The sequence below is a fragment of the Pseudonocardia alni genome, from assembly GCF_002813375.1.
GTDB classification, from domain to species: domain Bacteria; phylum Actinomycetota; class Actinomycetes; order Mycobacteriales; family Pseudonocardiaceae; genus Pseudonocardia; species Pseudonocardia alni.
In genome coordinates, this window is the sequence record NZ_PHUJ01000003.1 from 3516063 (window position 1) to 3536594 (window position 20532).

General features: G+C 73.2%; 20 protein-coding genes and 2 tRNA genes. 14 read left to right on the forward strand and 8 right to left on the reverse strand.

Annotated features, from left to right (window positions below):
- The first annotated feature begins 18 nt into the window (after positions 1-18).
- Complete coding sequence (locus tag ATL51_RS17425) at positions 19-720, forward strand: dienelactone hydrolase family protein (RefSeq protein ID WP_073575620.1); 702 nt, start codon at positions 19-21, stop codon at positions 718-720.
- On the opposite strand, the gene ATL51_RS17430 is transcribed toward ATL51_RS17425, so the two are convergent.
- Positions 692-1309 (reverse strand): TetR/AcrR family transcriptional regulator, encoded by a 618-nt coding sequence (locus ATL51_RS17430; protein ID WP_208623013.1) that lies wholly within the window; start codon positions 1307-1309, stop codon positions 692-694. The genes ATL51_RS17425 and ATL51_RS17430 overlap by 29 nt on opposite strands.
- Positions 1310-1398: 89 nt before the next feature.
- On the opposite strand from ATL51_RS17430, the gene ATL51_RS17435 reads away from it, so the two are divergent.
- The 4 genes from ATL51_RS17435 (at position 1399) to ATL51_RS17450 (ending at position 4874) form a co-directional block, all read left to right on the forward strand.
- Complete coding sequence (locus ATL51_RS17435) at positions 1399-2445, forward strand: aldo/keto reductase (RefSeq protein WP_100879219.1); 1047 nt, start codon at positions 1399-1401, stop codon at positions 2443-2445.
- 91 nt (positions 2446-2536) lie between these two features.
- On the forward strand, positions 2537-4543 hold the full coding sequence (locus ATL51_RS17440; protein WP_100879220.1) for an acetoacetate--CoA ligase: 2007 nt from the start codon (positions 2537-2539) through the stop codon (positions 4541-4543).
- A 99-nt stretch (positions 4544-4642) separates the two neighbouring features.
- Positions 4643-4732: transfer RNA gene (locus ATL51_RS17445), tRNA-Ser, on the forward strand.
- Positions 4733-4801: 69 nt separating this feature from the next.
- Positions 4802-4874 (forward strand) — tRNA-Arg (locus ATL51_RS17450).
- Between the two features lie 128 nt (positions 4875-5002).
- Here ATL51_RS17450 and ATL51_RS17455 read toward each other — a convergent pair.
- Entirely contained in the window at positions 5003-5179 is a 177-nt protein-coding gene (locus ATL51_RS17455; RefSeq protein WP_062404020.1) for a CsbD family protein, read from the reverse strand.
- Positions 5180-5323: 144 nt separating this feature from the next.
- Here ATL51_RS17455 and ATL51_RS17460 point away from each other — a divergent pair, with 144 nt between their 5' ends.
- The 3 genes from ATL51_RS17460 (at position 5324) to ATL51_RS17475 (ending at position 9163) form a co-directional block, all read left to right on the forward strand.
- A complete protein-coding gene (locus ATL51_RS17460) occupies positions 5324-6184 on the forward strand; it encodes an endonuclease/exonuclease/phosphatase family protein (RefSeq protein WP_157818409.1) in 861 nt (286 codons plus the stop codon).
- Positions 6185-6788: 604 nt separating this feature from the next.
- Positions 6789-7862: a helix-turn-helix domain-containing protein gene (locus ATL51_RS17470; protein ID WP_100879223.1), complete on the forward strand. Its 1074-nt coding sequence runs from the start codon at positions 6789-6791 to the stop codon at positions 7860-7862.
- A 41-nt stretch (positions 7863-7903) separates the two neighbouring features.
- A complete protein-coding gene (locus tag ATL51_RS17475) occupies positions 7904-9163 on the forward strand; it encodes an acyl-CoA dehydrogenase family protein (protein ID WP_100879224.1) in 1260 nt (419 codons plus the stop codon).
- Between the two features lie 48 nt (positions 9164-9211).
- Here ATL51_RS17475 and ATL51_RS17480 read toward each other — a convergent pair whose 3' ends face one another.
- Together ATL51_RS17480 and ATL51_RS17485 are read right to left on the reverse strand one after the other, a co-directional pair.
- Positions 9212-9613, reverse strand: a complete 402-nt coding sequence (locus ATL51_RS17480; RefSeq protein ID WP_157818410.1) for a hypothetical protein — start codon at positions 9611-9613, stop codon at positions 9212-9214.
- Positions 9614-9704: 91 nt separating this feature from the next.
- Positions 9705-10670: a sugar-binding transcriptional regulator gene (locus ATL51_RS17485; RefSeq protein WP_100879226.1), complete on the reverse strand. Its 966-nt coding sequence runs from the start codon at positions 10668-10670 to the stop codon at positions 9705-9707.
- Positions 10671-10772: 102 nt separating this feature from the next.
- Here ATL51_RS17485 and ATL51_RS17490 point away from each other — a divergent pair, with 102 nt between their 5' ends.
- Positions 10773-11144 (forward strand): hypothetical protein, encoded by a 372-nt coding sequence (locus tag ATL51_RS17490; protein ID WP_073575627.1) that lies wholly within the window; start codon positions 10773-10775, stop codon positions 11142-11144.
- Here ATL51_RS17490 and ATL51_RS17495 read toward each other — a convergent pair.
- From ATL51_RS17495 to ATL51_RS17510, 4 genes are all read right to left on the reverse strand, one after another.
- The gene (locus tag ATL51_RS17495; RefSeq protein ID WP_073575628.1) at positions 11135-11905 is read right to left on the reverse strand and encodes a carbon-nitrogen hydrolase family protein; all 771 of its coding nucleotides are present in this window, start codon (positions 11903-11905) and stop codon (positions 11135-11137) included. The two genes, ATL51_RS17490 and ATL51_RS17495, sit on opposite strands and share 10 nt — an antisense overlap.
- Complete coding sequence (locus ATL51_RS17500) at positions 11905-13566, reverse strand: flavin monoamine oxidase family protein (protein ID WP_100879227.1); 1662 nt, start codon at positions 13564-13566, stop codon at positions 11905-11907. The genes ATL51_RS17495 and ATL51_RS17500 overlap by 1 nt, the downstream gene beginning before the upstream one ends.
- A 71-nt stretch (positions 13567-13637) precedes the next feature.
- A complete protein-coding gene (locus tag ATL51_RS17505) occupies positions 13638-14477 on the reverse strand; it encodes an SDR family NAD(P)-dependent oxidoreductase (RefSeq protein ID WP_073575630.1) in 840 nt (279 codons plus the stop codon).
- A gap of 79 nt (positions 14478-14556) precedes the next feature.
- Positions 14557-15180, reverse strand: coding sequence for a TetR/AcrR family transcriptional regulator (locus tag ATL51_RS17510; RefSeq protein ID WP_073575631.1), 624 nt, complete (start codon positions 15178-15180; stop codon positions 14557-14559).
- Positions 15181-15673: 493 nt separating this feature from the next.
- On the opposite strand from ATL51_RS17510, the gene ATL51_RS29480 reads away from it, so the two are divergent.
- The 5 genes from ATL51_RS29480 to ATL51_RS17535 all read left to right on the forward strand — a co-directional run bounded on the left by ATL51_RS29480 (position 15674) and on the right by ATL51_RS17535 (position 20531).
- Positions 15674-16852: a LuxR C-terminal-related transcriptional regulator gene (locus ATL51_RS29480; RefSeq protein WP_157818411.1), complete on the forward strand. Its 1179-nt coding sequence runs from the start codon at positions 15674-15676 to the stop codon at positions 16850-16852.
- Complete coding sequence (locus tag ATL51_RS17520; RefSeq protein WP_100879229.1) at positions 16849-17448, forward strand: hypothetical protein; 600 nt, start codon at positions 16849-16851, stop codon at positions 17446-17448. Before ATL51_RS29480 ends, ATL51_RS17520 begins: the two co-directional genes overlap by 4 nt.
- Positions 17449-17544: 96 nt before the next feature.
- On the forward strand, positions 17545-18414 hold the full coding sequence (locus tag ATL51_RS17525; protein ID WP_301549064.1) for an MlaE family ABC transporter permease: 870 nt from the start codon (positions 17545-17547) through the stop codon (positions 18412-18414).
- Between the two features lie 12 nt (positions 18415-18426).
- On the forward strand, positions 18427-19308 hold the full coding sequence (locus ATL51_RS17530; RefSeq protein ID WP_062399364.1) for an ABC transporter permease: 882 nt from the start codon (positions 18427-18429) through the stop codon (positions 19306-19308).
- 476 nt (positions 19309-19784) lie between these two features.
- The gene (locus tag ATL51_RS17535) at positions 19785-20531 is read left to right on the forward strand and encodes an ABC transporter ATP-binding protein (protein WP_051050105.1); all 747 of its coding nucleotides are present in this window, start codon (positions 19785-19787) and stop codon (positions 20529-20531) included.
- The last annotated feature ends 1 nt before the right edge of the window (position 20532 follow it).

A 20532-nucleotide genomic window follows, 5' to 3' on the forward strand; every position in this document is an offset into this window, starting at 1 on the left:
CTCTGGTTGAGTGACGTCATGACGACGACCGCTGTCCGGACCGAGGGCGTGCCGCTGACCGACGGGGGCGAGCTGCGCCTGACCGTGGCCGAACCCGACGGCCCGGTCCGCGGCGGTGTCGTCGTCCTGCAGGAGGCACGGGGGGTCACCGACTCGATCAGGCTGCTCGTCACCGGCCTCGCCGCGGACGGCTGGCTCGCCGTCGCCCCGCACCTCTACCGCGACGCCGGTGCGGGCGGTGACCTCGCCGACGGCTCCGACGCCGAGGTCGCCGAGCACGTCGGCAGCCTCGAGCCGCGCCAGGTCATGGACGACTGCGACACCGCGTTCGGCTGGCTGGGCGACGTGGGTATCGAGGCCGACCGGATGGGCGTGCTGGGGTTCGACCTCGGGGGCACGGTCGCGCTGCACGTCGCGGCGAACCGCACCCTCGGCGCGGCGGTCACGGTCGCGGGTGGCGGGATCGAGTCGTCGCCGTGGTCCAGCCTGCCCGCCCTGGTCGAGACCGCGCCCGAGCTCACCTGCCCCTGGCTGGGCATCTACTCGGAGGCCTCCGACACCGACGCCGTCGCCCGCCTGCGCGACGCCGCGGCGTCCTCCGGTAAGGCGACCGACGTCGTGATCTACCCGAGCACCGGCTACCGCTTCGACGACGACCCGGACTCGGCCGCCGAGGCCTGGCAGCGGGTCCTCAACTGGTTCGACGCGCACCTGCGCTGACGAAGACCCCGGCGCGCGCGGCGGCCGCGGTCGCCGCGGCCGCACGGTGGGCGTCCGCGGTGTCCGGACGCGTCCCGCGGGTGAGGAGCTGGTGGTAGAGCGGGGCGGAGACCGCGCGGACGACGCCGGCCGGGTCGGTGCCCGCCGGTAGCTCGCCGCGGGCCACGGCGTCGGTGACGCACGGCTCCCAGACGGCGGTCCGGGCGTCGTAGAAGCCGCGCAGCGCGCGTGCGGTCCCGGCGTCGTCGACGGCGGCGCAGACCAGTGCGGCGAGCAGCGGCCCCTGTCGCGGGTCGGCCAGTGTGGATCGGACCAGCTCGGCGTTGGCGAGCAGGTCGCCGTCGAGCGTGCCGGTGTCGGCGCGCGGGGCGGAGGTCTCGATCATGTCGGTGACCAGGTCCTCCAGCACCGCGGGCACGCTGCCCCAGCGGCGGTAGACCGTCGTCTTGCCGACACCCGCCCGGCGCGCGAGTTCGGCGAGGTCCAGGCCCGGCAGTCCGAGCTCGATCAGGGCGTCGCCCGCCGCGGCCAGCACGGCGAACCGGACCCGCGCGGTCCGGCCGCCCGGCCTGCTCATCTCCGGTGGCACGGCGCCCACCCTAACCCGTGACGGAACCCGAGTCCCGTTTGACGTGCTACGTTCTAAAGAAACCACAGTTCCTTTAGAGGAGGACGGGCATGGAGTACCGACGGTTGGGTCGCAGCGGGTTGCAGGTCCCGGTCCTGAGCTTCGGCGCGGGCACGTTCGCCGGGCGCGGCGAGCTGTTCGGCGCGTGGGGGTCGGTCGACGTCGCGGGAGCGCGCCGGATGGTGGGCCGGTGCCTCGACGCGGGGGTGACCCTGTTCGACACCGCCGACGTCTACTCCGACGGCGGGTCGGAGGAGGTCCTCGGGGCGGCGCTGCGGCAGCGCCGCGACGAGGTCCTGATCTCGACCAAGGCCGGCCTGCCGACCGGCCCCGGCCCGAACGACGCGGGCGCCGGGCGCCTCCACCTGGTCCGCGCCGTCGAGGACGCCCTGCGCCGGCTCGGCACCGACCGGATCGACCTGTTCCAGCTGCACGCCTACGACGCGGGCACCCCGCCCGAGGAGGTGCTCGCGACGCTGGACGTGCTCGTCCGGTCGGGCAAGGTGCGCTACACCGGCGTCTCCAACCACCCCGGGCGACGGCTGGTGCGGACCCTGGACCTGGCCGACCGGCACGGGTGGCCGCGGCCCGTCGCGCACCAGGTGTACTACTCGCTGGTCGGCCGCGACTACGAGTGGGACCTCATGCCGCTGGGTCACGAGGAGGGCGTCGGCGCCCTGGTCTGGAGCCCGCTGGGCTGGGGGCGGCTCACCGGCCGGGTCCGGCGGGGCGCCCCGCTGCCCGCGGGGAGCCGGTTGCACACCACCGCCGAGGCGGGCCCGCCCGTCCCCGACGACCTGCTGTTCGACGTCGTCGACGTGCTCGACGCGATCGCCGCCGAGACCGGCCGCACGGTGCCCCAGATCGCACTGAACTGGCTCACCTCCCGCCCGACCGTCAGCTCGGTGATCGTCGGCGCCCGGGACCTGGCGCAGCTGGAGGACAACCTCGGCGCGGTCGGCTGGCGTCTGGACGACGACCAGGTCGCCCGGCTGGACGCGGCCTCGCACCGCCCCGCGCCCTACCCGTACTTCCCCTACGAGCGGCAGGAGGCCTTCGCCCGGCTCGCGCCGCCGCTCGTCGGCGCCCCGGCCTGACCGTCCCCCTGTGACGGGCACCCTGTCGCGGCGGGCCGGAGTGGGGTCCGGCCACTGGTGCGCGGCCGGGGCCGTCGGGGATGCTCGGGGCATGCCGCCCGTGTCGTCGCCGCAGACCGTCACCGATCCGGACACCCCCGAGCTCCTGTGGAGCCCGGACCCGGACCGGGTGGCGGACACCGAGATCGTCCGGTTCGCGACCTGGGCGCGTGACGAGCGGAGCGCCCCGCTGTCCGACGTCACCGACTACGCGCAGCTGCACACCTGGTCGGTGACCGACCTGGAGGGCTTCTGGTCGGCGGTCGCCGAGTACTCCGGGGTGCTGTTCCACGACCGCCCCACGGCCACGCTCGGCTCCCGTGACATGCCCGGCGCGCAGTGGTTCCCGGGTGCGACCCTCAACTACGCCGAGCACGCCCTGACCCCCGGCCCGGGCCGCGCCGACGACGACATCGCCGTCGAGTTCGTCCGCGAGGACGGCCTGGAGCGCACCGTCACCCACGCCGAGCTGCGCGACCAGGTCGCCCGCGCGCGTGCCGGGCTCGTCCGGGCCGGCGTCGGACAGGGGGACCGGGTCGTCGCGCTCGCCCCGAACTCCGTCGAGACCCTGGTCGCGTTCCTGGCCGCGGCGAGCCTCGGCGCGATCTGGTCGTCCTGCTCGCCGGACTTCGGCGCCCGCGCCGTGCACGACCGCTTCGCCCAGATCGAGCCCGCCGTGCTCGTCGCCGTCGACGGGTACCGCTACAACGGCAAGGGCTTCGACATCCGCGACAAGGTCGCCGACCTGCAGCGACAGCTGCCGACGCTGCGCGCGACCGTCCTCGTGCCCTATCTCGACCCCGACGCGATCCTCGACGGCACGACGACCTGGGCCGGGTTCACCGCCGAGCCCGGCCCGCTGGAGTTCACGCCCGTCCCGTTCGACCACCCCCTGTGGGTGCTCTACTCCTCGGGCACCACCGGCCTGCCCAAGGGCATCGTGCACGGCCACGGCGGCATCGTCGTGGAGCACCTGAAGGCGATGCGTCTGCAGCACGGGCTCGGGCCGGGGGAGCGGTTCTTCTGGTTCACCACCACCGGCTGGATGATGTGGAACTTCCTGGTCGGCGGCCTGCTCGTGGGCGCGACCATCGTGATGTTCGACGGCAGCCCCGGTCACCCCGACCTCGGCGCGCTGTGGGCGCTCGCCGCGCGGCACCGGGTGTCGCTGTTCGGGGTCTCCGCCCCCTACGTGCAGTCCTGCATGAAGGCCGGCCTGCGCCCCGGCGACGACCACGACCTCTCCGCGATGCGCGCGCTCGGCTCCACCGGCGCGCCGCTGTCGGTCGACGGGTTCCGCTGGATCGGCGAGGCCGCCGGGTCGCACATCCAGATCTGCTCGGTCTCCGGCGGCACCGACGTCTGTGCGGCCTTCCTCACCAGCGCCCCCACGGTGCCGGTGTGGCTGGGCGAGCTCTCCTGCGCGGCGCTCGGCTCCGACGTCCGCTCGTGGGCCGAGGACGGCACCGACCTGCTCGACGACGTCGGCGAGCTGATCATCACGACGCCGACCCCGTCGATGCCGGTCATGTTCTGGAACGACCCGGACGGCACCCGCCTGCGCGAGTCCTACTACGAGGACTTCCCCGGCAACTGGCGGCACGGCGACTGGGTCCGCCGCACCCCGCGCGGCTCCTACGTCATCTACGGTCGCTCGGACTCCACACTCAACCGCGGTGGGGTCCGGATGGGCACCGCCGACTTCTACGCCGTCGTCGAGAACGTCGGCGGGGTCGCGGACTCGCTGGTGATCGACACGACCGCGCTCGGCGAGCGAGAGGAGGGGGCCCTGCTCTGCTTCCTCGTCCTCGACGACGGCGTCGCGCTCGACGACGTCGAGCCGACCCTGCGCTCGCTGCTGCGGAAAGAGCTCTCGCCGCGGCACGTGCCGGACCGGTTCGTCGTCGTCGACGCGGTGCCGCGCACCCTGAACGGCAAGAAGTGCGAGGTCCCGGTGAAGAAGATCCTCGCGGGCACCGCGCCGGAGAAGGCGGTGTCGGCCGGCGCCCTCCAGAATCCCGACGCGCTGACCCCGTTCGTGGCCCTCGCAGGGTCCTGACCTGCGGCGGACCGGGGGTCCCCGGCCAGGGGGACCCCGGTTCCGGACGGCCGGAATGCCCGTGTAGTGTTGTGCTCGCTGGTGGCCGTCAGGCACCGGGGAGGCTTCGCCTAGTCTGGTCTATGGCGCCGCACTGCTAATGCGGTTTGGGGTAACCCCCCATCCCGGGTTCAAATCCCGGAGCCTCCGCACCGGCACGGCGGTGGGTACACCGGTCGCCGGCCGACAACTGAAGATTGCTACGCTAGAGACAGCAACGCGCCCGTAGCTCAACGGATAGAGCATCTGACTACGGATCAGAAGGTTAGGGGTTCGAATCCCTTCGGGCGCACACATCAGGATCCGGCCCCGACCAGCACCTATGGTCGGGGCCGTTCTCGTGTCCGGATCGGCCGACTCGCACTCTCGGCCCCGGTCACGTCGTGACCGGGGCCGAGGGGTCGCGCCGACAGGAGCCGGTCAGTCCTTCGTGAAGGCGTCCTTGACCTTCTCCCCGGCCTGCTTCAGGTTGCTCTTCGCCTGGTCGCCCTGGCCCTGGGCCTCGAGCTCCTTGTCGTCGGTGACCTTGCCGACGGTCTCCTTGGCCTTGCCGGCGAGCTCCTCGGTCTTGTTGTCGACCTTGTCGTCCGCTCCCATGGGTGCCTCCTCGGCTCGTTCGTCACCGCTGTCCTGCGCCACCGCGGGGGTGTCGCGCACGGCGTGGGACCGGGTACCACGTGGCGGGCGCGGGAAACGGTGGGCCCGGATGCGGTTCGTCCGGTTCGGGCGGATCATGGAGGTGTGCCCGGTCACCGTTCCCCCGCCGCGCGGTCCCGTCGCCTGCGGATGGCGGTCGTCGCCGGTGCGCTCCCGCTCCTGGTCGCCTGCGCGCCCGGGTCCGCGGCTCCCGCGTCGCCCGGCCCGCCGGACACCCCGGAGGTGACGGTCGTCCAGATGAACCTGTGCGACAGCGGGATCGCCGGTTGTTACACCGGGCGAGCCGTCGAGGCCGCGGCCGATCTCGTGCGGACCGAGATGCCGGACGCGGTCACCCTCAACGAGGTGTGCCGCGCGGGCGTCGAGCGGATCGAGCGGGCGCTCGCCGGGGCCGCGCCGGGGTCGTCGACATCGTCGTCGTTCCAGCCGGCCCGCGAGCGCGATACCGGCGCGCCGTACCGCTGCGCGAACGGTGACGAGTACGGCATCGGCGTGGTCTCGCGTGCCCCGTCGAGCGTCGCGAGCGCCGGGATCCACCCGGCGCAGGACCCGCGTGACCCCGAGGAGCGTGCCTGGCTCTGCCTGGACACGACGACCGCGGGTGGCCCGCTCGGGGTCTGCACCTCGCACCTGGCCTACACCGACCGCGCCGTCACCCGTGCCCAGTGCGGGTACCTGTTCGACACCGTCGTCGCGGGCCTGCGGTCCCGCGCCGACGCCGGACCGGTCGTCGTGGGGGCCGACCTCAACCTGGGGGCGGCCGACGACCTCGACCTGCGGTCCTGTCTGCCCCCGGGGTCGGCACCGGCCGCCGACGACGGGGTCCAGCACGTCGTCGTGATCCCCGCGGCGGCCGCTGCGCGCACCCGGGTGATCGACCTGGGCGGGACCACCGACCACCCCGCGCTGCTGGCCACGATGCGGCCCGAGGCCGGATCTGCGTAGCGCTGCGGATCGACGGGACCCCGCCGGCCGGTAGAACGGTCACACGACGCGGGAGGGGTGGGGTCATGGACGAGGACCTGGCCGTCGGTGCGGTGCTGGGGGACTTCGAGATCCGGGGACGGCTCGGGGCCGGGGGATGGGGTCGTGCTGCGGGCCCACGACCGCCGCCACGGCGGCGAGGTCGCGCTGACGGTGCTGCCCGCCCACCTCGCCGGGGACCCGGTCGTCGTCGAGCGGTTCCGGCGGGAGGTGCGCGCCGCGCACGCCCTGGACGCCCGCGCACGCCGCGGGCCTGCTGCACCGCGACGTGAAGCCGGCGGACCTGGTCGTCGGCGCGGCGCCGGCCCGGGCCGGCGGCGACGCCTCCCTGCGCCCGGTCACCGGCCCGGTCGGATCGGCGGGTCCGCGGCCCTGCTGACCCGCGAGCCGGGTCGTGACCCGGAGTTCACCGGCGGAAACACCGATGTACCCCGGAGCGGTCATGCTTCGCGCTCACCCCGCGTACCCCCGCCGGAACCTGGGTTCCGAGGCGCCTGCGAGATAGTGTCCTTGCTCACGGCGCCGACGCCGGCGGAGCCGATGCGAGCTGTCGAGGAGGCCCCGAGTGCGCTACTGGACCACTGAGGACCGCCCGGCCGGTGAGCAGTTCAGCTACTGGCGCGAGGTGATCTGCGAGGCGTTCACTCCGCTCGCCGCGGAGCTGCCCGGCGCGCGGCGGACCGGCCGGGCCCACGCGCGCGAGATCCGCAGCTGGGTGCGCTCCAGCAGGCTCACCGCGACCAACTGTGCCGAGGTGTCGTCGGCGACGCAGCTCATCACCCACGGCGCGGCCGAGGTGCGGCGCACCGTCACCGACCACGTGTTCGTGAACCTGCAGATCAGCGGTCACTGCGTGGGGACCCAGGCCGGGCGCCGCTGCGTCGTGGAGCCGGGCGGCTTCGCGCTGTTCGACACCACCCGCGAGTACGGGCTGGAGTTCGTCGCCGACGACCGGACCGAGGAGTGGCGCTGCGTCTCGTTCCGGGTGCCGCGCGCCCGGCTGCTGCCGCTGGTCGTCGACCTCGACGGCGCCACCGCGACGACCCACGACGGCACCGCGCCCGGCATGGCCCGCATCGTCGCCTCCACCATGCTGTCCACCTGGAACGGCCTCGACGCGCTCGACCCGGCCGGCGCGGACGCCGCCGACACCGCGTTCACCACGCTGCTCGCCGCCGCGGCCGGTGGCTCCGACGAGCTGCGCGACACCGGGCGCGCGGACCTCGACGCGGGTCTGCGGGCCGCGGTCAATCGCTACCTGGCGGCGCACCTGCGGACCGGGGACACCTCGGCCGGCGCGGTCGCATCCCGCTTCGGCATCTCGGTCCGCAAGCTGCACCAGCTCTACGAGGGCACCGACCGCAGCTTCTCCCGTACCGTCATGGCCCTGCGCCTCGACGGGTGCACCCGCGAGCTCACCGCCCCGGCGCGGACCGGGACCCTCACCGAGCTCGCCGCCCGCTGGGGCTTCGCCGACCTGTCCCACCTCAACCGGGTCTTCCGCGCCCAGCACGGCTGCCTGCCGTCGGAGTACGTCGACCGCGGCCCGGACGGAGCGTGCACGCCGGTACCGGCCGCCGTGCGCACCGGTTCGATCCCGGGACGGGGTGTGACGGCCACCATCGCGTCGCGTCCCTGACCCCACGGTCGGGTCGGGGCCCGACCGGAAGGTATTCGACGATGACACTGGACTTCTCCCTCGACGCCGAGCAGCTGGCCCTGCGCGAGCAGGCCCGGCAGTTCGCCGACACCGTCCTGACCGGCGTCGAGCCGGCGATCGCCCCGCACCCGCAGCCCGCCGAGCGGTTCTACGCCATCGAGCCGTTCTACCGGCAGATGGTCGAGGCCGGGTTCGTGAAGGCGCTCATCCCGGCCGAGTACGGCGGCGGCCGGTTCACCTCGCTGCAGTTCGTGCTGGCCGTCGAGGAGCTGGCCCGCGTCGACGTCAACACCCCCACGGCGATCCTCGGCACCGGTCTCGGGCTGTACCCGGTCGTCCACTTCGGCACCGAGGAGCAGAAGCAGCGCTGGCTGCCGGCCTTCTGCGGGACCGAGCCGAAGCTCGCCGCGATCGCCTACACCGAGGTCACCGGCGGCGCGAACTACGACTCGCCGGACCCGAAGGTCGGGGTGCAGACCTTCGCCCGGATCGAGGGCGACGAGATCGTCCTCAACGGCTCCAAGCACTACACCACCAACGCCTCGGGCTTCGACGGCCAGGGCGCCGACCTCATCGCGGTCGTCTGCCGCACCGACCCGGCACTGCCGCCACTGGAGTCGCTCGCGGTCGTCATGGTCGAGCGGGGCACACCCGGCGTGGAGATCACCGGCATGCTCGACACCATCGGGCACCGCGCCGCGAACTCGCCGCGCGTCGAGTTCCGCGACGTCCGCGTCCCGCTCTCGAACATGATCGGGGGCCCCGGCGACGGCATGGAGATCGTGAAGAGCGCGTTCACCTGGACCTGCGCGCCGATCGGCGCGGCCTGCGTCGGGCGGATGCGGGCGGCCTTCGACTACGCCTACGAGTTCGCGAGGACCGACAGCCGCTCCGGCCCGCACCCGGTCATCGAGTACCAGAACGCCGGGTACATGCTCGCCGACATCAAGATCCGCATCGAGGCGACCCGGTACCTGGCGTGGAAGGCTGCCGACCACTTCGACCGCACCGGCGGCAAGGACCGCGAGCTCGCCAACATCACGAAGATCTACGCCTCGGAGCGGTCGGTCGACGTGGTCTACGACGCGATGCGCCTGGTCGGCGTGGACGCCTACACCACCGAGACCCCGATCGCCGGGATCATGCAGGACGTCCTGTGCTTCCCCGTGTACGACGGCGGCAACATGGGCGTCCGGCGACGGCACCTGCACGAGATGCTGATGGAGCCGAGCTACGACCCGCTGGCCTCGGCCGAGAACCGGCTCGCCACCGGGACCTGACCGCCCCGGGCCGGTCCCCGTGCCGAGAGGGCCGGCCCGCTCCCGAGCTCAGGCGTGCGCGGCGACCGGGTCGTCGGCAGCCTCGGGCAGGATCTCGCCGTCCTCCAGCACGTTGGCGCGCGGCACCTCGTGCAGGAAGATCGCCCCGTCGGACTTCGCGTCCCCGGTGACCGCGCACCACGCGTCGGCGATCCCGTGCAGCAGCCGGGCCCGGACCTCGGGGGAGCGGCCGTCGTGGATCAGCCCGACCATCCGCGGGCCCTCCACCGGCTCCCCGGCCACGGAGACGCTGCCGGGCGGGACCTCGGTGAAGGTGCAGTGCACGTAGCGGGCGGGCGCAGCAACGTCCTCGACGACCGGCTGCGACCGGTACGCCGTCGACGTCCCGCCGGTCCGGCTGGTGCACCGCGGCTGCGGCCACCCGCCGAGCCCCGGCTCACCTGTACACACTGCGCCGAGCCGGTGGCGTGGCGGGACATGACCGCCGAGGTCGAGCCCGACGCTTGGTGAGCACCACGGCGTCGTGGCCGGGGCCGGTACCTCAGGCGCCGCCCGGCGGGTGCCGCCCATCGCCCGGGGCGAGCAGGGCGTCGGCCGTCGCCGCGTCGCAGACCAGGGTGTGGACCAGGCCCGAGCGCAGCACGGCGCGGGTGGCGTCGGCCCGCTCCGGGTCCCTGACCAGGGCGATCACGTTGCCCGCGGCGCGCAGGTCCGCCTCCCCGGCCGCGACGAGCTGGTGCGCCGGTCCGCTGTCGAGGACCCGGCCGGCGCGGTCGATCAGCAGCCCGACGACCTCGCCGACCGCGCCGCCCGCGGCCAGCCGTCGTCGTTCGGGGGCGGTCAGCACGTCGTGCACGGTGGAGTGCCCGGCCCGCCACGCCCCGATCCCGACGACCGCGGTGTCCAGCGCGGCGCAGCGGGCCAGCGCGTCGGCGACGCCCGGCTGGGCCCGCACCGCGCGGGCGGTGTCGGCGTCGGGCAGCAGCAGGGGCGCGTAGACCGGGTAGGCGTCGCCGCCGCACAGCGCGGCGGCCCGGAACACCGCGGTGGCCGAGCCGTCGCGCCGCCACGGCAGCGAGTAGGCGCCGCACAGCTGCACGACCGTGCAGCGCGCGAGCCGGGGGAGGAGCCCGACGACGTCGTTGACCGTCCGGGACCAGGCCAGGCCCAGGACGTCGCCGGTGCCGACGGTCTCGGCGAGCAGCGCGGCGGCGAGCGCGGGCACCCCGCCGTCGTCCCGGGCGACCAGGGCGCGGCGCAGCCCGTGGGCGGCGCGGACGGCGGACGAGCGCCGCGCGTCGACGTCCGCGCCCGGGTCGATGTCGACCCGGACCAGTCCCCGCTCGAGGGCCGCGTCCAGCAGCCGGGCCACCTGGAACCGGCTGAGCCCCAGTTCGGTGCCGACCGCGATCCGGGACCGCCCGTGCAGCAGCACCTGCTCGGCCACCTCGGCCGCGAGCACCCGGCGGGCCGGGCCCCAGGCGGGTGCATCGTCGTCACCGCTCATCTGAGCACCGTAGCGCGCGCATCGGCCGGTGATGTTGACCGTCCGTGCCCGCAGCCGTGTACTCGACGGTGTTGGGACCGCTCAGATGAGTGGAGGCAGGCCATGACCGCGACGATCGGCACGACGCCGGCAGCCGCGCACCATCCGGCGCCGGAACCGGCCCCGGTGTCGCGCCAGCTGCTCGTCGGCCGCGACGACGGCTACGGCGACCTCGCCCTGGAACGGTTCGCGCTCACCCCCGGTGCCGGGGCGTGGCACGCCCCGGCCGCGCCGTGCGACCGGCTGCTCGTCGTCCTCGCCGGCCGGGCCCGGGTGGGCGTCGAGGCCGGCGGGCCGTCGGTGGATCTCGCCGCGTACGAGGTCGTGCACGTGGCGGGCGGGCACGCCCACCGGGTCGACGTGCTCGCCCCCGGGCCCGGCGGGTGCCTGGAGTGGATCCTGCTGGCGGGCCCCCGGCCGGACCCTCAGCCGTAGAGGTCGGGGCGGCGGTCGGCCAGGTAGGGGTTCGCCCGCCGCGACACCGCCAGCGCGGACCGGTCCAGCTCGGCCACCAGCAGCTCCGGGTCGCGGCCGGCCCGCACCACGGCGCCGTCCGGCCCGGCGACGCAGGACAGCCCGCCGTAGGTCAGCGACCCCTCGGTGCCGCACCAGTTGGCGTAGGCCACGTACACCTGGTTCTCCCACGCCCTGGCCGGGACGAGCACCCGGGGCACGTGGTCGTAGGGGAGCATGTTCGCGGTCGGGACCAGCACCGCGTCGGCGCCGGCCAGCGCCAGCGCGCGGACGGTCTCGGGGAACTCGACGTCGTAGCAGACCAGCAGGCCGAGGCCCCACCCGTTCCAGGTCACGACGGCGGGCGGGGTGTCCGAGGCGGTGAAGCAGGCCCGGTCGAGCGCGCCGAACAGGTGCGTCTTGCGGTACCCGGCGAGCCGGGTCCCGTCCGGCCCGACCAGGGTGACGGCGTTGGCGACCCGTCCGCCGTGGCGCTCCGGGTAGCCGTAGAGCACCGCCGTGCCCGACGTCCTCGCGATCGCGGTGACGGCGTCCGCCGACGGCCCGTCGGCCGGCTCGGCGAGCGCGGCCACCGCATCGGCGCCGATGTCGTAGCCGGTCAGGAACATCTCCGGGGTGACGAGCAGGTCCGCGTCCGCGGCGGCGCACGCCTCGGCGAGCCGGGCGAGGTTCCCGGCCACGTCGTGCGGCCGGGAGACGGTCTGCAGCAGCGCGACGCGCATCAGTCCGGCAGCGCGGGCGGCGCGAGCTCGGCGAACCGGTCCCCGGGACCGGGGTTGTCCGGCGGGGTGGACCCGCCCAGGTGCGCGACGATCCCCCAGACCGCGTTCAGCGCGGTCTGCACCGCGCCCTCCGCCCAGGCCGGGGTCCACGACACGTCGTCGCCCGCCATGAAGATCCCGCGCTCGGCGGCGGGCAGGTCGTCCTGCACGAAGTGGCAGTACATCCGCCGGTTGTAGCGGTAGTGCCCGGGCAGGGCGCCCTTGAACGCACCGAGGCTGTGCGGGTCGGACTCCCAGGTCACGGTGATCGGGTCGCCGATCACGTGCGCCCCGACGTCGACGGTCGGGTAGATCTTGCGCAGCGCGCCCAGCGCCAGCTCGACCCGCTTCTCGACCGGGTACGGCAGCATCTTCAGCGAGTCGCTCATCCACGAGTACGACAGGCAGATCACCCCGGGCCGGTCCGGCCCGTTGTCGAACAGGTACGTGCTGCGGGTGAGCCGGTCGGTCAGCGTCGTGGACATGACCTCGCGCCCGGTCGCCGGGTCGACGTCGCGCCAGAACGGCCGGTCCACCATCACGAACGTCTTGGTCGACTGCATGTAGCGGGTGCGGTCCAGGGCCATCCACACCTCCTGGCCGAACAGCGACTCGTCGGTGTCGATCTGGGTGGACAGCAGCCAGCTCTGGCAGGTGGTGAGCACCGCGGACACGTCGCGGGTGCCGCCGTAGACGTCGGTGACACGGATCGTGTCCGCGTCGAGGCGGTGCAGCCGCGCGACGCCCGGGCGGGTCCCGCCTCCGTGCAGCGACGACAGGCTGATCCCGGCGGGCCAGTGCACCAGATCGTCGGGGGTGCGGGTCCACAACCCCTGCGGCACCTGCTCCACCCCGCCGACGACGAGCAGCTGGTCGTCGTCGCAGCCGGTCAGCACCACCCGCAGGATCTCGAGCATCGAGTTCGGGAAGTCCGAGTCCCAGCCGCCGGTCCCGAAGCCGACCTGCCCGAACGCCTCGCGGTGGGCGAAGGACAGGTCGGAGAACGCCTTCGAGGTGGACACGAAGTCGTAGAAGGTGCGGTCGTCCCAGACCTCGACGAGCTCCGCCCACAGCGCCCGGATGCGCGGGATGTCGCGCTCGCGGATCGCCTGCTGCAGGTCGGTGAAGCCCGCGCCCTCCTCCAGCGCGCTCGCCCAGGCGTCGGCGACCTCGGTGAAGAACGGGGGCAGGTCGGCCAGGGTCCGGCCGTAGTACGTCCGCCCGTGCAGGTCGATCACCGTGCTGCCGGCCGCCTCCGTCAGCGGGTTCGGGAACGGCGCGGTGGGCAGCCCGAGCAGGTCGACGTAGTGGTGGAACGCCGTCGAGGAGCGGGGGAAGCGCATCCCGCCCAGCTCGGCGACGATCCCGTCGGCACCCTCGAAGGGCTGCGAGCGCAGCCGTCCGCCCAGGTGGGAGGACTCGTACACGACCGGCCGCAGCCCGATGCGCATCAGCTCGTAGGCGGCGACGAGCCCGGCGATCCCGGCCCCGACGACCACGACCTCGGTCCCCAGCCGGTCCGGTGGGACCCGGCCGAGTCCGGCCGGGTGGGCCAGCCAGTCGTCGTAGGGGAAGGGGAAGTCCGGGCCGAACGCGGTGACGGGTGGCTGCTCGGGGCTCATGGGTGGGCTCCTCGGGTCGTGTGCCGGGGATCACCCGGCCCCGCGACCCTATCCAGGATCCCCGCCCCGGATCAGCCCTTTCCGCGCCGCGAGCGCACGACGCCGGTGACGATCCGCTGGTAGGTGGTCGGCAGCAGCCGCACCATCGAGTCGATGGCCCAGGCGTCCGGTCCGATGAGGACACGGCGCTGGTTGCGCTGCACGCCGTCCAGGATGGTCTTCGCGGCCCGGTCCGGGGTCGTGGTGAGCATCCGCTCGAACTCGGCGGTGGCGTCGGCGGCCGGGCGGCCGGTGGCGGCGGCGACGCTGTCGTCGACCCGGGCGGCCTTCGCGATGTTGGTGCGGATCCCGCCGGGGTGCACGCAGGTCGCGGACACCGGGGACCCGGTGAGCTCGAGGTCCTGGCGCAGCGACTCGGTGAACCCGCGGACCGCGTACTTGCTCGCGTTGTAGCCGCTCATCAGGGGCTGCGCGGCGACGCCGAAGATGCTCGACAGGTTGACCACGTGGCCGGTGCCCGCGGTCTCCATGTGCGGCAGGAACGCCTTGGTCCCGTAGACCACGCCCCAGAAGTTGATGTCCATGATCCATCGGTAGTCCTCCAGGGACAGTGCCCCGGTGGTGCCCGACAGCGCGACGCCGGCGTTGTTGACGATCATGTGGACGGCGCCGTGGTCGGCGACCACGGCGTCGGCCCAGCCGTAGACGGCCTTCTCGTCGGAGACGTCCAGCTCGGCGGTGGTGACCCGCACCTGCGGCCCGGCGAGCGCGGCGGTCTCGGCGAGGCCCGCGGCGTCCCGGTCGGCCAGGGCGAGGTGGCAGCCGTCGCCCGCGAGGCGCAGGGCCAGCGCGCGCCCGATGCCGGACCCGGCTCCGGTGATCGCGGCGGTACGACCGGTGAAGGACTTCATCGTCGGCTCCTCACGAGCGGGGTGTGGTGGGCGACCCTAATCTGATGACGCGTGATTCCACATAGCGGGGTGACCGGCGTCATCCCAGGCCGGTGCCGCCCACGAGGAAGAGGGCGAGCGCGTCCGTGACCCGGTCCCGGGGCGGGTCGAACCCGCTCACCGTCCAGGTCATGACGACGTGGCTGATCCCGCCGATGACGGCGTCGGCGCGCAGACGGGTGGCGGTGGTGTCGGCGGGGGAGGGGTCGGCGTGGTCCGCGGTGAGCGCCAGCAGCAGCCGCCCGAAGCCGGACATGGTCTCCAGCGAGGTCTGCTCGACCTCGGGGCTCACGCCGAGCACCTCGAACCAGACCACCCGGGCGAGCCGCGGGTCGTCCTCCACCACGCGCAGGAACGCGTCGAGGCCGGCCCGGGCCAGCGTGAGCGGGTCGGTGCCGGGCGCCGCGGCCAGTGCGGGGGGCACCGCGTCGCGGAGGCGGGCGGTGCACTCGGTGTAGACGGCGAGCAGCAGTGCCTCGGTGCCCTCGAAGCACTCGTAGAAGTACCGGTCGGCGACGCGTGCCTCACGGCAGATCCGGCGCACGGTGGCCGCCCGGTAGCCGTCGGTCCCCAGCACCTCCAGCCCCGCGTCGAGCAGCCGGCGGCGACGGTCCTCGGCGCGGTCCGACGCGGACGCGCCCGCGTAGGTCCGGCCGGTGCTCACCCCGCCATTCCAGCACGGACGGGTCGCACCCCCGGGCTCCCCGGTGCTGCGGCAGGACGGGGACGGCCCGGGTGCGCCCCCGCCTCGCCTACCTCGACCGGGTGGACCTGCTGTGTACGACCGGCGTGGCGACCGTCGCTCCGAGAAACAGTCCGAGCGTTCGGTTTCTCCACCCGCCGTGACCGGATGATGCGGCCGAGAGGGGCATCACCAGCGTGTTCGGGTGGCGCCGGCCGCGTGGATTTGCCAGACACGTGACCCGCGTCGCATCCTAAAACCGTCATGCGTGACCGGAAGTTGTGTCGGGTTGCGGGTGTGGACGGTCGCATCCAGGCCGTTGCCGTCTCGTTGCACGGGTGAGCAACGCACCCGACGGCGACGTCCGGTGGATGCCACCTCGACGAGGAGGAACGGTATGGGCGAGAGCACGAGCCGCGTGGCCTACATGCGCCGCTGTGACTCCGGCGACCGATGGCCCGGACAGGGACGCCGGATGCCGAGGGCCCAGTCGTCGTGCGTGGTGGACCTCCTGCTGGCGGCCCGTCGCCTCCTCGACGACAGCCGCCTCCCGCACCCCGAGCACGTCGTCGACCTCGGGTCGGCCCGCGCGGTGCTGCGGTCGGTGTGGGCCGAGGCCATGTCCTCGCTCGGCTCCGGCACGGCACCGTCGCCGGAGCTGGTGAGCATGCTCGGCGAGGTCAAGGAGATCGACGAGCAGCTCCTGCTCGACCAGCTCGCCCATCAGGACCGCGCCCTGCAGCGCGTCCGCGCCGCGCTCGCGCAGCTCGGCGAGGCCCGCACCAGTACCGCCCTGCTCGACACGGCGGCCTCGACCGCCTGCGGCCTCGGCTTCGACCGCTCGATCGTCTCGCGTGTGGCGGACTCCCTCTGGATCCCCGAGCGCGTGCACGTGGAGCGCGACCCCGCCTGGGCCGAGGAGATCCTCGCGATGGGCCGCACCCACCCGCAGACCCTCGACGGCCGGATCGTCGAGTCCGAGATGGTCCGCCGGCGCACCTCCCTGCTGGTCGACGAGGTGCAGGAGCGCCCAGGGGTCAACCGGCCGATCGCCGACGCCTCGATGTCGCGCAGCTACTGCGCCGCGCCCATCGTGGTGCACGGCGTCGTCGCCGGGTTCGTGCACGCCGACTGCTACTACCAGCAGCGCAACGTCGACCCGCTCGACCGCCAGCTGCTCACCCTCTACGCCCAGGGGCTCGGCCAGGCTCTGTCCCGCACGATGGTCCTCGACGAGATGGACCAGATCCGGGCCGATGTCGACCGGCTCGCCCGCCGCGTCACCGACGCCCGCGAGGGCGACCTCGGCGACGGCTGGTGGGGCCACGGCGAGAACGGCCGGGTCACCGAGGGCGCCCCGGTGGCGCACACCGGCCCGCAGCGCAGTGTCGTCGACGGCTTCCTGCGCTCCGCGCCGGTCGACCCGTCGCTCACCCGCCGCGAGGTCGAGGTCCTGCGGCTGATGGCCACCGGCGACACCAACGCCCGCATCGCCGGCCGCCTGGTGATCTCCGAGGGCACGGTGAAGTCGCACGTCAAGCACATCCTGCGCAAGCTCGGCGCGGCCAACCGGGCCGAGGCCGTCTCGCACTGGCTGCGTGCCGAGCACGATCGCTCCGGGCGGGCCGCCGCCGGTCCGGCCGGATACCGGTGACCGCCGGCGCCCGGGTGTCGCGGGGCGCGCTGCCCACCCCCCTGCGGGAGTACCTGCACCGGCTCGACGTCGCCGCCCGGCACCTGTCGTCCACCGCCCGCCAGGACCTGCGTTCGCACGTCTGGAGCGAGGTGGCACGCACCGCCGGTCCCGCCCCGACGGAGGACCGGCTCGTCCGCGCCCTCGACCGCCTCGGCCCGCCCGCGGCCCTCGTTCCCACCCCCGTGGGGGGTACCTCCCCAGTACCCCGCGACCCCGTGGTGGTGCACCTGCTCGGCTGTTCCCTGCTGACCGCGGGGGTGACCGGGCTGATCGGGCTGGTGCGGGTCTGGCGTGCGCCGACCTGGCCGGTCCGCGACGCACTGACCGCCACCGTCCTGGTGGTGGCCGGCGCCGTCGCGCTTCCCCTGCTGACCGGCGTCCAGCCGGTGGCCGGGGCACTGCTCGGCGGCCTCGGGGCGGGAGCCCTGTCGGCCGCGCTCGTCCTCGGTGCGGTGCTGCTGATCCAGCGCCGGGCCCAGCGCAGGGCACTTTCCACGGAGCACGCCGCAGAGCCGGTCGCCGGCACCACCGATACCCCCCCAGGGGGAGGGTGATCCGCCCCCCACGGGAGGTGTGACCCCCTCTCCGGCGGAGCGACACTTCCGGTCGGTGGACCCGGACTGTTTCCGGCCCGCACTCGAAGGAGAGTTATGACCACGCCTGGGACCCTCACCCAGACGCCCGACGAGACCGTCGAGGTACCGCGCAGGACGGCGGGTCCCGGCGGGTCGGGCGTACTCAGGAAGGTCGCCGACCCGTTCGTGATGGCCGGCGAGATGTGGCAGCTGATGGTCAAGGTGTTCGTCCTTGCCGTCCGCAAGCCCGTCGGCTTCTGGGCCGACACCCGGGACCAGTGCTTCGACATCCTCAAGCTCACCTGGCTCCCGATGTCCCTCGCGGCGTTCGGGTTCGGGTTCGGTGCCCCCGGCCTGACCGGTGGGGCGATCTTCTACACCTTCGGCATCCCCTACCGGCTCGGGGCGTTCTTCGAGTTCGCGTCGGTCCGTGAGTTCGCCCCGTTCATCAACGGGATGGTCGTCGCGGGTGTCGTCGGCACGGCCATCACCGCCGACCTCGGCGCCCGCCGCATCCGCGACGAGATCGACGCCATGGAGGTCCTCGGCGTCGACCCGATCCGGACGCTGGTGCTGCCGCGGGTGCTGGCCTGCACGATCATGACCGCCGTCCTGGACATCCTGGCGCTGGTCGTCGGCCTGGTCAGCGGCTACGTCGCGGCCGGCCCGATCTTCGACGCCAGCTACGCCGGCTACTACGGCTCCCTCTTCGACCTGCTCAACACGGTCGACCTCTGGGGCAGCGTCGCGAAGTGCGCCCTCTACGGCCTGATCATCGGTGTCGTCTGCTGCTACATCGGTCTCAACGCCAAGGGCGGACCGATCGGCGTGGGCAAGGCGGTCAACCAGGCGGTCGTCATCTCGTTCGCCGGCGTCTGGGTCATCAACTTCGTGTTCACGCTGACCATGCTCGGCCTGAACCCGCAGATGAGCGTCTACAAGTAGGGAGGAGGGGACATGACACAGCTCGACGACCGTGGCTCCGGCCGCGGACCCGAGGAGCCCGAGCTCCGGGCACCCGAGAAGCAGGGCGTGGACGTCAGCTTCTCCTCCATCACGGGAAAGCTGAAGACCGGCCTGAACGAGGCCGGTGACATCGGCCGGTTCACCGCCGACGTCGTCCGGGACTTCCCGGACATGTTCCGCCGCTACGTGCCCGAGGTGTTCCGCCAGGCGGGCATTCTGATCTTCAGCTCCGCGCTGATCATCTGGTTCATGATGTTCATCATGGGCGGGCAGTGCGGCCTGGAGGCCAGCTACACGCTCAAGCAGATCGGCGCCCCGCTGTACTCCGCGGTGTTCGACGCCTACTGCGGACTGCGCGAGCTGTCGCCGTACATGTGGGGCTGGATCCTCGCGGCCAAGGTCGGCTGCGGCTACGTCGCCGAGATCGGTTCCATGCGGATCTCCGACGAGATCGACGCCATGGAGGTCATGGGCATCAAGTCCAAGTCCTTCCTGGTCGGGACCCGGATCGCGGCCACCGTGATCGCCGTGCCGTTCATGTACTTCGTCGGTCTGGCCATCCTCTACCTGGCCATGTACCTGGTCACGGTGGTGAACCTGGGCGGCGTCTCACCCGGCGGGTTCCTGTACCTGTTCTGGCTCTACCAGAGCCCCTACGACATGATCGCCGCCCTCACCAAGGTCATGGTCGAGTCCATCGTGATCGTCGGGGTGGGCCTCTACTACGGCTACAACGCCACCGGTGGCCCGGTCGGCGTGGGCCGCGCCACCGCCAAGTCGATGATCATCAACCTGGTGCTGATCTCCGCGATCGGCGCGATCGGCACCCTGGCCTTCTGGGGGCTCGACACGAACTCCCCGATCGCCAACTGAGTCCCTCCGGGGCCCGCGCCGCCACATCCCCTGCGGCCGGGCCCCGGAGTCCCGCACTCCGACGACATCCCCGCCCCCGACGAAGACCCCCCCACCACGGCCCGGCCCTCCCCAGCCGGCCACGGACCGGACGTCGCTCCCCCGCCCGGTCCATCGCACCGCGCCCGCTCCCCGGATCGCAGTGCTCGTTCCCCGTACCACCGCAGGACGCGTACGCCGCGTCCACGGTCCCCGGAAGCCTCCGGGGACCGCTCCCGCAGCACGTGATCCGCGTGCCGGCTCCCCCGCGCCGGCACGCGCCAGGTCGTCCAGGAGGATCAGTGACCTCGCCGAACCAGCCGCGGCACACGCCATCGGGCTCCGAGTACCCCACCCAGCAGATTCCACCCGTCCACGACGGGGGGACCCAGGCCACGGCCACCCGTGGCCCCGGCTGGTCGACCGAGACCCGGGAGTTCCGGTACGGGACAGACCCGATCCTGCAGGTCGAGGGGCTCGCCAAGTCGTTCGGCAGCACCCAGATCCTGAAGAACATCAACTTCAACTTCCAGCACGACGCCATCACCACCGTGCTGGGCCCGTCCGGTACCGGTAAGTCGGTGCTGATCAAGCACCTGGTCGGCCTGCTCGCCCCGGACCGCGGCGCGGTCTACGTGGGCGGCGTCGACATCTGGTCGATGAGCGAGAACGAGCGCTACGACATGCGGACCCGGTTCGGGGTCTGCTGGCAGGACGGTGCGCTGTTCGGCTCGATGAACCTCTACGACAACGTCGCCTTCCCGCTCCGCAAGCACACGCGGATGTCGGAGAAGGAGGTCGAGAAGACGGTCATGACCGCGCTCGACGAGGTCGGTCTGGCCAAGGCGGCGCACAAGGCGCCGAACGAGGTGTCCGGTGGCATGAAGAAGCGCGCCGGCTTCGCCCGCGCGCTGGTGATGAACCCCGACATCGTGCTGTTCGACGAGCCGGACTCCGGTCTCGACCCGGTCCGTACCTCGCTGCTCTGCGACATCATCATGGACGTCCACAACCAGCACGGTGGGACGTACCTGCTGGTCACGCACGACATCAAGACCGCCCGCAAGGTCAGCGACTACGTCGGACTGATCTGGAAGGGCGAGGTCGTCCACTACGGACCGGCGCACGAGGCGTTCGAGCACCAGGACCCGTTCGTCAAGCAGTTCCTCGCGGGGCAGTCCGCCGGACCCCTCGGGATGGACTGAG